Genomic DNA, 12,855 nt, shown 5'->3' on the forward strand with positions numbered 1-12,855 from the left:
TTCAAAAAGGATAAATTATGTTTAGTGGCTGCGATAATGCGGTTCTATTTTTGCTCAAACAAATTTAAACGCTATGACATTTCAATGGAAAGGGGTGATGCCTGCCTTAACCACCAAGTTTACTGAAAATGATGAGTTGGATTTCGCTTTATTCGAAAAAAACCTGGATGCACAGCTGGCTGCAGGAATTGAAGGCGTTATTTTAGGTGGCACTTTGGGCGAGGCCAGCGTTTTGACAATCGAAGAGAAAGAACGCCTGATCAAATTCGCTATAGACAAAATACAGGGACGCGTACCTGTAATTTTAAATATTGCAGAAGGCAGTACCAAACTGGCTTTAGAACAGGCTGCGCTGGGAAAACAATGGGGTGTGGACGGTTTGATGATGCTTCCGCCCATGCGTTATGTTCCCGATCATCGTGAATTGGTTACTTATTTTAAGACGATAGCTGACAGCACTGATCTGCCCATCATGATCTATAATAACCCGGTTGATTATAAAACTCTGGTAACTTTGGATGCATTTGAAGAATTGACTGCCTGCAGCAATATCACGGCAGTTAAAGAAAGCACCAGGGATGTGTCGAATGTAACCCGTATGAAGACCAGGTTTGGCGATCGCTATGCTGTTCTTTGTGGAGTAGATACACTAACATTAGAGGAATTGGTAGCTGGCGCAGATGGATTGGTGGCGGGATTGGTTTGCGCATTTCCCGCTGAAACAGTGGCCTTATATAAACTGATCAAAGCTGGCCGCCTGGCAGAAGCTATAGAAATTTATAGATGGTTCCTTCCTTTACTGGAACTGGATATTCACGTAAAACTGGTACAGTATATTAAATTAGCCGAGCAACAAACAGGTATTGGAAGTGAATATGTGCGCGCACCCCGGCTTACATTAGTGGGAGAAGAAAGAGAGCGGATTCTTCATTTGATCAATAAAGGTATCTCGGATCGCCCTGATGTCAGCCACATTATTAATGGTAAAGAAGCGTTTATAGAGTCAGCTTTATTATAATGGTATTAATATTGTGGTTAGATATAACTGAATATTGAAATAGTTGGACTTAACCAATTTCTAATCAAATTACCGTCAAAAATGTTTCGGGATATAACTAAAGAAGAAATTAACAAGGTTATGGAAAGCGCATGGAGTGCTTTTCATGTTTACAGAAAACGCTCGCTCAGGGAAAGAGCCGACTTCATGCGAGCTATTGCAACGGAAATTGAAGCGCTGGGTGACGAATTAATTGCCGTAGCTGGTAAAGAAACCAACCTGCCGGAAGCCCGTTTAAAGGGTGAACGGGCGAGAACCATTTTTCAATTAAATTCTTACGCAACAGCCTGTGAAAAAGGAGAGTGGCTGGAAGCAAGGATTGATACAGCAGTACCAGACAAAAATCCTCCAAAGCCAGACATCCGTAAAATGCTGGTGCCTTTGGGACCTGTAGTGGTTTTTGGCGCCTCCAATTTTCCTTTTGCTTATTCCACGGCAGGTGGTGATACAGCAACTGCCTTTGCCGCAGGTTGCCCGGTAATTGTAAAAGCACATCCTGCACATGCTGAAACGAGTGAGCTGGTGGCTAAAGCAATTACAAGGGCTGTAGAAAAAGCCGGTTGGCCTGCCGGCATTTTTACACATGTGCATGGGACAGGTTTTGAAGTTGGACAGGCCTTAATAGAGCATCCTTATACAAAAGCGGTAGGCTTTACGGGTTCCTTCTCTGGCGGAAAGCAGTTGTTTGACTGGGCTAATGCAAGGAGAGAACCCATTCCCGTATTTGCAGAAATGAGCAGTATCAACCCCGTGTTTCTGTTGCCGGAAAAACTGAAAATTGCTGCTTCGGAAATTGCAAAACAATATGCCGGTTCTGTCACATTGGGGGTAGGACAGTTCTGTACCAATCCCGGCTTGTTGATAGGAGTGGAAGGAGAAGAACTAAGCCAGTTCACAGCCACATTGGCTGCCGAAATAGAAACCATTGCTCCGGCAACCATGTTGCACGACGGTATCAGCAAAAACTACAGCCAAAAAAGAGAGCAGGCATTGGCCCAAACCGGCGTTGATACAATATCAATATCAAAAGTTAAAGCTGCAGAAAATCAAGGGTCGCCTACTATCGCGTCTGTAAGTGCTGAAACTTTTATTAGCAACCCGGTATTGCACCAGGAAGTGTTCGGTCCCTATTCATTGATCATCCGGTGTAAAGATCTGCAGCAGATGCTTGAAGTGGCCCGGCATATCGAAGGTCAGTTAACGGCTACATTAATGGCTACCGAGGCAGATATTATCAATAACGCCGAGCTGGTAGATGCAGTTCAAAATCTTTGCGGCCGTTTTATTTTGAACGGTGTACCAACCGGTGTGGAAGTTTGTTTAAGCATGCAGCATGGCGGGCCATTCCCGGCTACCACCGACTCACGGTTTTCTTCAGTAGGTGCAGATGGCATCAAACGTTTTGCAAGGCCCGTAGCTTTTCAGAACTGGGTGAATGAATTGTTGCCAGATGAACTGAAAAATGAAAATCCTTTGGGAATCTGGAGAACAGTAAATGACGAGCTCATTAAAGAGCCTATTCATTAAAGACGTAAAAACCGGTAGGAAGGTTGGTTACTTCCCGATCCGTATGCCTATAAGTAATGAAACATATCTTTGATTGTGTAGACGCCCACACCTGCGGCAATCCCGTGCGATTGGTAAAAAAAGGCGGACCCGATTTGAAAGGGCATAATATGAGCGAAAAAAGACAACACTTTTTACGTGATTATGACTGGATCAGAACCGGATTGATGTTTGAACCACGTGGCCATGATATGATGAGCGGCAGTATTTTATACCCGCCCCATGATCCGGCCAATGATATCGCAGTATTGTTTATTGAAACCAGCGGCTGTTTACCCATGTGCGGCCATGGCACCATTGGCACTATTACCATCGCTATAGAAGAAGGATTGATACAGCCTAAAACTCCGGGTATTGTACGGATGGAAGCTCCGGCCGGCCTGGTGATGATCGGGTACAAACAGGTTGAAGGAAAAGTAAAAACGGTGAAACTGACCAATGTACCAGCCTTTTTGCACTCAGCAGAACTGATCGTAGATTGTCCTGAATTAGGCGAACTGATAGTAGATGTTGCTTACGGCGGTAATTTTTATGCCATTGTAGATGCTCAAAAAAACTACAAAGGTATAGATCACTATAACGCAGGTAAACTGATTGCCTGGGCAAGGGAGCTCCGTAAAAATATCAATGATCAATACGAATTTATACATCCCGATGATCCAACCATCAATGGCTGCTCCCATATCTTATGGACCGGGGATCCGATAGACAAAACTTCCACCGCACGCAATGCCGTATTTTATGGAGATAAAGCCATAGACCGGAGCCCCTGCGGAACGGGTACTTCAGCACGTATGGCCCAGTGGCATGCAAAGGGAAAGTTGAAAAAAGGAGATGAATTTGTACATGAAAGTATTATAGGCAGTAAGTTTATTGGCAGGATAGAGGAGGAGACTACTGTTGCCGGCAAGGCAGCTATAAGACCTTCAGTAGAAGGATGGGCCAGGCTGTATGGCTATAATACAATCTGGATTGATAAAGAAGATGATCCCTATGCGCATGGATTCCAGGTGATCTGATGAGTAATGAAGACATAAAACTATAGGACGATGAATGTTGTAATCATTGGTGGTGGTATCATCGGTTTGACCGGAGCCTATTATTTAAGAAAAGCGGGCCTGGAAGTCTCGGTGGTGGATAAAAACGATCTCACAGATGGCTGTTCATTTGGTAATATTGGCTATATATCGCCCTCTCATTTTGTTCCGCTGGCAACACCGGGCATTATAAAACAGGGTATGAAGTGGATGATGAGCTCTTCTTCGCCTTTCTACATTAAACCCCGTTTAAATGCAGACCTGGTAAGATGGGGACTGACTTTCCGTAAATCGGCGAATCAATCATTGGTGGAAAGAAATGCACCACATCTTAATAACCTGCTGCAGCTTTCGCGTCAGCAAATGACGGATCTGAAAAATGACCTGGAAGATTTTGATCTTTTAGAAAAAGGCGTTTTTATGCTTTACAAATCCGAGATCACCGGGCACCATGAGAAGGTAATGGCCGAACAGGCAAAGCAATTCGGACTTAAAACTGTTATTTGCAATAAACAACAGGTACAGGATTATGAGAGCGAGACAGAGGTAGATGTAGCGGGCGGTGTATTGTATCTCGACGATTGTCATGTAAATCCTGCCAAACTGATGCAGGCCCTATACAAACGTTTACGGGAAATAGGTGTTCATTTTTATTTGAATGCGGAGGTTACTGATTTTGAGAAAACCGGTAATAAAATTACATCGGTGGTTACCCATACACAGCCCATTCCTGCTGATGAGGTTATTATTGCCAATGGCTCCTGGATGGGTGAACTTTCGAAGCTCCTGGGCATAAGGATATTATTACAACCGGGCAAGGGGTATAGTATGGCATATGATCAGTTGGCTCATAACCTGCAGTATCCGTCTATACTGGTAGATGATCGCGTTGCTACGGCGCCCATTGGTCAATGGCTGCGCATTGGCGGTACTATGGAAATAAGTGGTCATAGTGACAATATACTTCCTAAAAGAGTTCAGTCAATTTATGACGCATTTAAAAAATACTATCCCAAAATGGATCTGGCTCAACCTGATACCCGCAAAGCCTGGTTTGGTTACCGGCCGGTCACGCCGGACGGTTTACCATATATTGGCAGGCATAATCAGTACGCGAACTTAACTTACGCCGGAGGACATGCTATGATGGGAGTAAGCTGCGCTACCGGAACAGGTATATTGCTTAACGAGATCATTCAACATAAAACTCCCAGTATTAATGTGGATGCTTTTGATCCGGGGAGATTTTAATCGGAGTCAAATAGCACTGAAAGAAATTCTGAATCCTACAAAACAACTTCTTCTCTCAAGCGAATTGATTTTGCTTTTCTCAGAAAGCACTGTTTAAATTGAGAAGACTGAATGAATGCTTTTAATTCTTCTTTTACTTTTTGTATAGCCTGTTCCTCGTTCAGTTGGCTATATACGCTTGTCGAAGGAGTAAGATAAACTTCCCTGGGATAGAAATGACCATCTTTTTCATTATAGACCGCGTCCTCCTTTCTGTTTTTTTCAGAACCCCTAATCCCCATAAAATACTGCGCTTGGTCAGTAGCTGGCGGGTTATCTTTCTTTAATAAAAAAACCTCGTAATACTGAACTCGACTATCAGGATTTTCTATGTCGCAAAGATTCTTTAACCATTCGCTAAACGTCGCAAATTTAGATGTATGGCGGGGAGGAGGTGGCGGGGGAGGCTCCTCTGTAGAATTTGCTGAAATAACTTCCTGAATACTTACCTCCTGCACTGTGTAGGGTTTTTCAATATTTTCCTTTTCATTATTGCAGGATGTATATAAAACCATAAACAATAGTGCACAGGGGATCGTGTTTTTCATTATCAGCAGAACTTAGGTTTACAATAGAATATAGTAGATACACTAATACTGTTCCTTCTCGTTCGGGAAATCGTTGGTTTTTACATCATTCACATATGATTTTACAGCCTCAGTTGCCTGCTCGAATATATTCAGGTACTGGCGCAGGAATTTGGGTTTAAACTCCGTATTAATGCCCAGCATATCATGCATCACCAAAACCTGCCCGTCGCAATGCTTTCCTGCTCCTATACCAATAACGGGGATATGTATACTTTCAGTAACTTCTTTGGCTAATTGAGCCGGTATCTTTTCCAATACCGTAGCAAAACAACCCGCTTCCTCCAGTAATTTTGCATCTTCTTTTAACTTGGCAGCCTCGGCTTCTTCTTTCGCGCGTACCGCATAGGTACCAAATTTGTAAATAGACTGGGGGGTAAGACCCAGATGTCCTATCACCGGAATTCCGGCAGATACTATTTTTTTAATTGATTCAATAGCCTCTTCACCTCCTTCGAGCTTAATGGCATGCGCCCCGGTTTCTTTCATGATTCGTATTGCCGAAGCCAATGCGATTTCAGAATTAGATTGATACGTACCAAAAGGAAGATCAACCACTACCAGGCATCGCTGTACGCCACGGATGACGGATGAAGCATGATAGATCATCTGATCCAGAGTAATGGGCAAAGTGGTTTCATGCCCGGCCATTACATTGGATGCCGAATCTCCCACTAATATCACATCAATACCTGCACTGTCAATGATGCGTGCAAATGAATAATCATATGCGGTGAGCATAGATATTTTTTCACCCGCCTGTTTCATCATCATCAGGGTATTGGTGGTAATACGTTTTACTTCTTTATTTATGGACACGATTATAAAAATTGAAAAGTGAAATTAGCATTTATTATGTTAGGAACTGGTTATTCCAGGCTTTTAATTACCTCATCATATAAGGCATGGGTCAAGCCGTCTGCCAATCCGATCTTAGGAACCAGTATTTCCTCGGCGCCTCCCCATTTTAATACATTAATATAAATGAGCAGGGCAGGAATAATCACATCGGCACGATCTTCCCGGAGTTTGTACGCGCTCATGCGTTCCTGCAAATTAAGACTGCTCATTTCTTTGTAAAAATCGCGTAGCAGCATTAGTGGCAGGGGACGCCCTTCTTTTCTTTTAGACAGCGAGAACACTTTGTTAATGTTACCGCCGCTACCAATACCCATCACTTTTTTAGCATCCTTCACCTGTGCTTTTATTGTATCCTTCATTTCCTCCCACTGTTCTTCCTTTACCTGCTGTTTTAAAAGACGGATGGTTCCTATATTAAAAGATTGCTTGAAGATCACTTTTTCATTCAGAAAAAAAGTAATTTCGGTGCTACCGCCACCTACATCTATATATAAATACAGTACATCTTTTTCCAAGCCCTCTGCAATATGTGTTTCATAAATAAGAGCGGCTTCCACATCGCCTGATATAATTTCTATATCGATACCCGTTTCCTTTTTTACCTTCTTTATGATTTCCTTTGAGTTCCGGGCATCCCGCATGGCTGACGTAGCACAGGCTTTCAGGTGTTTAATGTCATAGGCATCCAGTAAATTCCGGTAAGCCTTCATAGTAGATATTAGGCGACCTGCTCTTTCCTCCGATATCTCACCGGTGTCAAATACATCGAACCCCAAGCGCAGCGGTACCCGTATCAGGTTCGATTTGATGAATTCGGGTTGCTTTCTTTTACTAAGAAATACATCTGTGATTAATAACCTTGCTGCGTTACTTCCTATATCGATGGCTGCCAGTTTCATCCGTTCCTCTTTTATAAATTATAGCCTGATCAATAACCGGGTATACCAAAATACCCCGGGCTATCGGATCAAAAATATGAATATCTCAGTTCCTGTGACGCTGCAAATATCAGTAAGATTTATTAGCGAGATAATTATAAATTTCTTCCTGCGATCTTACTTCTTCCTTGTTCTTCCTTTTTACATACTCATTATTGAGTTCGTTATTCAAAATCCTTGCCTTAGTATTGTCTTTGAGCTGAATATTCAGAATATCGATTAATTCCTGTTTCAGGTCTTCGCTTTTAATAGGGCAGGTAGCTTCAACACGATGCTCAATATTACGAATCATCCAATCGGCTGAAGAAATATACACTTTGTGATCGCCACGATTATGAAAGACCCAAACACGGGCATGTTCCAGGTATTCGTCTATGATGCTGATGGCTTTTATGGGCTCTTTAAATTTTTTACTTTCTGACTGCATACAGAATATCCCTCTCACAATTAACTTAATAACTACCCCTGCTTTGGCGGCTTCTGTCAGTTTTTCGATCAACCTCGCATCGGCCATCGAATTCATTTTAAGGATAATTTCAGCTGCATGTCCTTTGCGCGCAGCGGCCATTTCGGCTTCAATTAGCTTATTCAATTCTGTTCGAATGAACCCCGGACTAGGTATTAAAGTTCTGCATTTTTCCAGGAAATGAAATCCCGTATCAGGCTTTTCAAGGAAATTAAAGATACGGTTCACATCTGCCATGATAAACCGGTTCGAGGTCAACAGGCAATGGTCGCCATACAGTTTGGCCGTTTTTTCATTTACATTACCGGTGCTCACAAAGCCATAATGATGCGTTTTGCTTTTGATCCGTTTCTTGATCACACAGATCTTGGCATGCACTTTCATGTCCTGGATGCCAGTTAAAACTTTAGCGCCTATGTCAGTAAGTACCTGCTGCCATTGCAAATTAGCTTCTTCATCGAAACGAGCCTTTAACTCCATCATTACCGTCACCTCTTTCCCGTTACGCACCGCATTTACCAGTGCATTTATAATTTTAGATTGCGAGGCCAGCCGATAACAGGCTATTTTTATAGAAACCACATCCGGATCAAATGCCGCCTCCCTGATCATATCAACAACCGGACTAAAACTGTGGTAAGGGAAATTCAACAATACATCGCGTTTCATCAACACATCTCCCACGCGCTCGTCCTGCAGCAGCGGATGTATAAAAGGTTGTTTACGCTTGGCTTTATGCGTGAAAACCTGCGAAGGAAAGTCCATAAAATGCCTGAAATTATGGATACTTCCTCCCGGCATCAGGTTATCCTTTTTTGTTAATCCCAGGCGTGCCAGCAGGTATTCAAGAAACCCTGGGTCCATATTCTCATCGTAAGCAAGACGAATGGGTTTACCTTTTTTACGGTTTTTAAGCCCTTTTTCCAGCTTTTGTATAATGGTAGTGGTATCAGAATTGTCAATATCCAGCTCAGCATCTCTCGTAAACTTAAAAATATGTGCCTGGAATTCGTCGTACCCCATAAAACTAAAAATATCGGGCAGGTTAAACTTAATGGCATCTTCAAGCAACATAATATCGTGTGTGCCCTCTTTTGATGGCAAAACGATAAAACGACTACCTACTGCAGTTACAGGAACTTCTATAATAGCATATTTCCTGTCAGCTTTATCAGAACTTTTAGACATCACTACTCCTAAAAAGATCGACTTATCTCTCAGGTTCGGAAATTTCTTGATGTTTTCAACCATCAGCGGCACCATATTAGCGCTCACTTCATTGTCGAAAAAGTCCAGTATAAATTTCTTTTGTTCTCCATTCAATTGCTTATCATTCTTAAGAAAAATATGCTGATTATTCATTTCTGCCAATACCTCGGCCCATACTTTCTCAAATGCCGCCTGGTGTTCTGCGTTGACACGCTGCACTTCATCCAAAATTCTCTGAGGATTTTTCTCGGCATGCATTTTCATCTTGGTTTCTATTTGCAGCATCCTTTTAAGTGACGCCACACGTACACGAAAGAATTCATCCCGGTTATTGGAAAAAATGCCCAGAAACTTAACCCGCTCTTTTAAAGGCACTGTATGATCCGATGCTTCCTGCAAAACCCTCTCGTTAAATGATAGCCAGCTAATATCTCTTGGAATAAGTTTCAACATTGTAATTTAAGTTTTCAATATATAAAAAATATCCGATAAATATAGGATACCCGCTTCTGCCTGATTGAAAACTAACTTTAAGTATTTATTATTTTTTTATATAAGAGAAGTTCCATGTAATAGTGTGTCTTTTCCTAATGAAAAACCTGCTATCCAGTGCAAAACCTTCACTAACAGCTATTGGTTTTAAATGCTTTTTTCCCTTACTTTGCACTCCACGGAGGGGTTCTTCGGACAAAAATTTAGCGAGTGGCAACAAAATTTTCTAAAGAAACATATTTATACTGGTATGAATTGATGCAATTGATTCGCCAGTTTGAACTTACAGCAGAAGAAAAGTATAAAATGGAAGGTAAAATACGCGGATTCTTTCACGCGTATGTGGGTCAGGAAGCTATTGCAGCAGGTTGCATGACCGCAACGAAACCTGATGACATGTTCATTACAGCTTATCGTGACCACGGATTAGCGATTGCTAAAGGTGTATCGGTTGATAGTTGTATGGCCGAATTGTACGGAAAAGCTACTGGTTGTGCAAAGGGTAAAGGAGGAAGTATGCACTTCTTTGGTAAAAAAGAAAATTTCTATGGAGGTCATGGTATCGTTGGTGCCCAGATCGGTACCGGTACAGGTTTGGCTTTTGCTGAACATTACAAAGATACCGACAATGTAGTACTTTGCTTTTTTGGAGACGGCGCTGCGAGGCAGGGCATTTTACACGAGAGCTTTAACCTGGCCATGCTTTGGAAATTGCCTGTAATTTACATTTGTGAGAACAATAACTATGCAATGGGTACCTCTGTTGAGCGTACCTCAAACGTAACTGATATTTATAAATTGGGTGCAGGTTTTGATATGCCATCGGCTGTGGTTGACGGCATGAGCCCTGAGTCGGTACACGATGCTATTGCTGAAGCAGTAAAACGTGCGCGTGAAAAAGGCGGTCCAACATTGTTGGAGATTAAAACCTACCGTTATAAAGGACACTCTATTAGTGATCCTCAAAAATACAGGACCAAGGATGAGGTAGATGAGTACAAATCCAAGGATCCTATCTCTATCCTGAAAAAGAATATCCTGGACAATAGCTATGCTACTGAAGAGGTATTGAATGAAATTGATGCCCGTTGTGAAGAAGTGGTTGCCAATTCTGTAAAATTTGCAGAAGAAAGTCCGCTGCCTAATGACGACGAAGTACTGAAGGATGTTTATATGGATCAGAACTATCCTTTCATTGTTGATTAATATTAAAATTTCTATCACTAATAAAATGGCAGATAACACAAACCAACAAGCTGGTAATGAAACGCTTGAACAAAACGAAACTGTTGAAAAAGCAAAGCAGGTTTGGAGCAAAAATGGCAAAAACATTTCTCTTTTCCTGGGCGTTGTGGTGGTTGCAGTGGGCGGTTTTTTTGCATACAAAAACTTTGTAAAAGGACCTAAAGAAGCCGAAGCAGCAGATAAAATCTATAAAGCTGAACAATATTATGAAATGGATTCTATCAACCTTGCTTTGAATGGTGATGGTGTAAATCCGGGTTTCATAAAAGTTGCTGACAATTACAGCGGTACCTCAAAAGGGAACCTTGCTAATTTTTATGCAGGTAGCTGTTATATTAAATTGAATCAGAATGAAAAAGCTGTTGAATATTTAAAAGATTTCAGCACCGACTCCAAACAAATTCAGCAGCGCGCTTATTTACTATTGGGAGACGCTTATGGTGACCTGGGTAAGGGAACTGAGGCCTTGGATTATTATAAAAAAGCAGCGAATCATTTTGAAGCAGACCCTCAACAAAGCTCTGATGCGTTGTTCAGAGGTGCTTTTTTAGCACAGCATGTGTTAAACAACAAAGACGAAGCAATTGCACTTTTTAAAGAATTAAAAGAAAAATATCCCCGTACACAGCAAGGTTTTGAAGCTGATAAGTACCTGGCACAGTTAGGGGTGTATAATGTTAATTAATAATGGCATCAACTGGTAACAGTAATTTATTAAATACCAATACTGGCATCTTTAAACAGGATGCCTTTATTGTTTTAGTAAAAACAGAATGGAACGCAAATATTGTAGACGAGCTGGAAGCCGGCTGTTTACGTATATTGAAGCAATATAATGCAAGGGTGGAGGTATTGATCGTGCCGGGTTGCGTAGAAATCCCTTTTGCCATTAACCGGCATTGGAACAAAGCCAAGCAACAATTCGACGAACCGCATGCTTACATCGCGCTTGGAGCAGTTATAAAGGGCGATACACCACACTTTGATTATGTATGCAAAATGGTAGCCGATGGTATTTTACAATTAAACCTGATGTTGCCCGTACCTACTATATTTGGCGTGTTAACGGTAAATACCGAAGAGCAGGCGGTCGAAAGAATAGGCGGCAAACACGGGCATAAGGGCGAGGAAGCTGCTATAACGGCGCTTAAAATGCTGGAATGATAAGAATGTACGATGTACATCCCTGGTGTACGTATAACGTAACCGTACATCAAACTTCGTACATACGTATCATGCTGTCATCAGTCAACTCTTAAACGGGTGCATAACATTTTTTTGAATTTTAGTATTTTTTTACCGCTGAGGCGCAAAATTTTACGCTAAGAACGCGGAGTTGCAGAAAAAATGTTATGTACCCCTCTTAAACTGTTAACTCAATTATGCACAACGTTCATATATTTATTCCCTGCTTTGTTGACCAGTTATATCCTGAAACGGGTTTTAATATGGTAAAGGTGCTGGAAAAGTTCGGTTGTACAGTTTATTACAACAGCAATCAAACCTGTTGTGGGCAACCGGCCTTTAATGCGGGTTTCCGGGATCAGTCAAAGGCCGTATGCAACAAGTTTATCAACGATTTTAAGGATGCTGAATATATAGTGGCGCCCAGCGCCAGCTGCGTCGGTTTCATTCGCAATTATTATCAGAAATTGTTTGATAACTCATCTCTGCATAATGAGGTGAAGTCAATGGCGGCCCGCACTTTCGAGTTTTCAGAATTCCTGCTTAATATACTAAAGGTGGATAATTGCGGCGCCGAATTAAATGGCCTTGCCACCTATCACGATAGCTGTGCCGCACTTCGCGAATGTAAAATAAAAGAGGGTCCGCGGCAATTACTGGGAAATGTAAAGGGACTGTATCTCACCGAAATGAATGATGTGGAAACCTGTTGTGGCTTTGGCGGTACTTTCGCTGTAAAGTTTCCCGGAATATCGGTAGGTATGGGGGAGCAAAAGGTAGAAAATGCCATTGCAACAGACGCCGACTATATCATTAGCACTGATCTTTCCTGCCTGATGCACCTGCAGGGATATATTAATGGAAAAGGTTACCGTATCAAACCTATGCACTTGGCCGATGTGTTGGCAAGTGGCTGGTAGCC

Annotated in this window: 12 protein-coding genes; 8 read left to right on the forward strand and 4 right to left on the reverse strand. The window is 42.0% G+C overall.

Annotated elements, in window-relative coordinates; genetic code table 11:
- Nucleotides 1-73 precede the first annotated feature (73 nt).
- The 4 genes from U0035_RS02530 (at nucleotide 74) to U0035_RS02545 (ending at nucleotide 4,911) form a co-directional block, all read left to right on the forward strand.
- The gene (locus tag U0035_RS02530) at nucleotides 74-1,018 is read left to right on the forward strand and encodes a dihydrodipicolinate synthase family protein (RefSeq protein ID WP_114792605.1); all 945 of its coding nucleotides are present in this window, start codon (nucleotides 74-76) and stop codon (nucleotides 1,016-1,018) included.
- Between the two features lie 81 nt (nucleotides 1,019-1,099).
- Nucleotides 1,100-2,584, forward strand: coding sequence for an aldehyde dehydrogenase (NADP(+)) (locus U0035_RS02535; RefSeq protein ID WP_114792606.1), 1,485 nt, complete (start codon nucleotides 1,100-1,102; stop codon nucleotides 2,582-2,584).
- A gap of 56 nt (nucleotides 2,585-2,640) precedes the next feature.
- Nucleotides 2,641-3,642 carry a 4-hydroxyproline epimerase gene (locus tag U0035_RS02540; RefSeq protein ID WP_114792607.1) on the forward strand — a complete coding sequence of 334 codons (1,002 nt, stop codon included), beginning with the start codon at nucleotides 2,641-2,643 and terminating at the stop codon, nucleotides 3,640-3,642.
- A gap of 30 nt (nucleotides 3,643-3,672) precedes the next feature.
- Entirely contained in the window at nucleotides 3,673-4,911 is a 1,239-nt protein-coding gene (locus U0035_RS02545) for an NAD(P)/FAD-dependent oxidoreductase (RefSeq protein ID WP_114792608.1), read from the forward strand.
- A 35-nt stretch (nucleotides 4,912-4,946) separates the two neighbouring features.
- Here U0035_RS02545 and U0035_RS02550 read toward each other — a convergent pair whose 3' ends face one another.
- From U0035_RS02550 to ppk1, 4 genes are all read right to left on the reverse strand, one after another.
- Nucleotides 4,947-5,498 carry a hypothetical protein gene (locus tag U0035_RS02550; protein ID WP_114792609.1) on the reverse strand — a complete coding sequence of 184 codons (552 nt, stop codon included), beginning with the start codon at nucleotides 5,496-5,498 and terminating at the stop codon, nucleotides 4,947-4,949.
- A 42-nt stretch (nucleotides 5,499-5,540) separates the two neighbouring features.
- Nucleotides 5,541-6,356, reverse strand: a complete 816-nt coding sequence (gene panB, locus U0035_RS02555; protein WP_114792610.1) for a 3-methyl-2-oxobutanoate hydroxymethyltransferase — start codon at nucleotides 6,354-6,356, stop codon at nucleotides 5,541-5,543.
- Nucleotides 6,357-6,406: 50 nt separating this feature from the next.
- A complete protein-coding gene (locus U0035_RS02560) occupies nucleotides 6,407-7,297 on the reverse strand; it encodes a Ppx/GppA phosphatase family protein (RefSeq protein WP_114792611.1) in 891 nt (296 codons plus the stop codon).
- 109 nt (nucleotides 7,298-7,406) lie between these two features.
- A complete protein-coding gene (gene ppk1 / locus U0035_RS02565; protein WP_114792612.1) occupies nucleotides 7,407-9,464 on the reverse strand; it encodes a polyphosphate kinase 1 in 2,058 nt (685 codons plus the stop codon).
- Nucleotides 9,465-9,713: 249 nt separating this feature from the next.
- Between ppk1 and pdhA the strand changes: the two genes are divergently transcribed.
- The 4 genes from pdhA (at nucleotide 9,714) to U0035_RS02585 (ending at nucleotide 12,853) form a co-directional block, all read left to right on the forward strand.
- Nucleotides 9,714-10,709, forward strand: a complete 996-nt coding sequence (pdhA, locus tag U0035_RS02570) for a pyruvate dehydrogenase (acetyl-transferring) E1 component subunit alpha (protein ID WP_114792613.1) — start codon at nucleotides 9,714-9,716, stop codon at nucleotides 10,707-10,709.
- Nucleotides 10,710-10,734: 25 nt separating this feature from the next.
- A complete protein-coding gene (locus U0035_RS02575; protein WP_114792614.1) occupies nucleotides 10,735-11,433 on the forward strand; it encodes a tetratricopeptide repeat protein in 699 nt (232 codons plus the stop codon).
- A gap of 2 nt (nucleotides 11,434-11,435) precedes the next feature.
- On the forward strand, nucleotides 11,436-11,912 hold the full coding sequence (ribH, locus tag U0035_RS02580; protein ID WP_114792615.1) for a 6,7-dimethyl-8-ribityllumazine synthase: 477 nt from the start codon (nucleotides 11,436-11,438) through the stop codon (nucleotides 11,910-11,912).
- 218 nt (nucleotides 11,913-12,130) lie between these two features.
- Nucleotides 12,131-12,853 (forward strand): (Fe-S)-binding protein, encoded by a 723-nt coding sequence (locus U0035_RS02585; RefSeq protein WP_114792616.1) that lies wholly within the window; start codon nucleotides 12,131-12,133, stop codon nucleotides 12,851-12,853.
- Nucleotides 12,854-12,855 lie beyond the last annotated feature (2 nt).

This window comes from Niabella yanshanensis, from assembly GCF_034424215.1.
Lineage (GTDB): Bacteria > Bacteroidota > Bacteroidia > Chitinophagales > Chitinophagaceae > Niabella > Niabella yanshanensis.

What these genes read in the sequence shown, in the direction of transcription:
- U0035_RS02560 (WP_114792611.1), bottom strand. Translation starts at nt 7,297, where the DNA reads ATGAAACTGGCAGCCATCGATATAGGAAGTAACGCAGCAAGGTTATTA.
- U0035_RS02585 (WP_114792616.1), top strand. Translation starts at nt 12,131, where the DNA reads ATGCACAACGTTCATATATTTATTCCCTGCTTTGTTGACCAGTTATAT.
- ribH (WP_114792615.1), top strand. Translation starts at nt 11,436, where the DNA reads ATGGCATCAACTGGTAACAGTAATTTATTAAATACCAATACTGGCATC.
- U0035_RS02550 (WP_114792609.1), bottom strand. Translation starts at nt 5,498, where the DNA reads ATGAAAAACACGATCCCCTGTGCACTATTGTTTATGGTTTTATATACA.
- U0035_RS02545 (WP_114792608.1), top strand. Translation starts at nt 3,673, where the DNA reads ATGAATGTTGTAATCATTGGTGGTGGTATCATCGGTTTGACCGGAGCC.
- U0035_RS02530 (WP_114792605.1), top strand. Translation starts at nt 74, where the DNA reads ATGACATTTCAATGGAAAGGGGTGATGCCTGCCTTAACCACCAAGTTT.
- U0035_RS02575 (WP_114792614.1), top strand. Translation starts at nt 10,735, where the DNA reads ATGGCAGATAACACAAACCAACAAGCTGGTAATGAAACGCTTGAACAA.
- ppk1 (WP_114792612.1), bottom strand. Translation starts at nt 9,464, where the DNA reads ATGTTGAAACTTATTCCAAGAGATATTAGCTGGCTATCATTTAACGAG.
- U0035_RS02535 (WP_114792606.1), top strand. Translation starts at nt 1,100, where the DNA reads ATGTTTCGGGATATAACTAAAGAAGAAATTAACAAGGTTATGGAAAGC.
- U0035_RS02540 (WP_114792607.1), top strand. Translation starts at nt 2,641, where the DNA reads ATGAAACATATCTTTGATTGTGTAGACGCCCACACCTGCGGCAATCCC.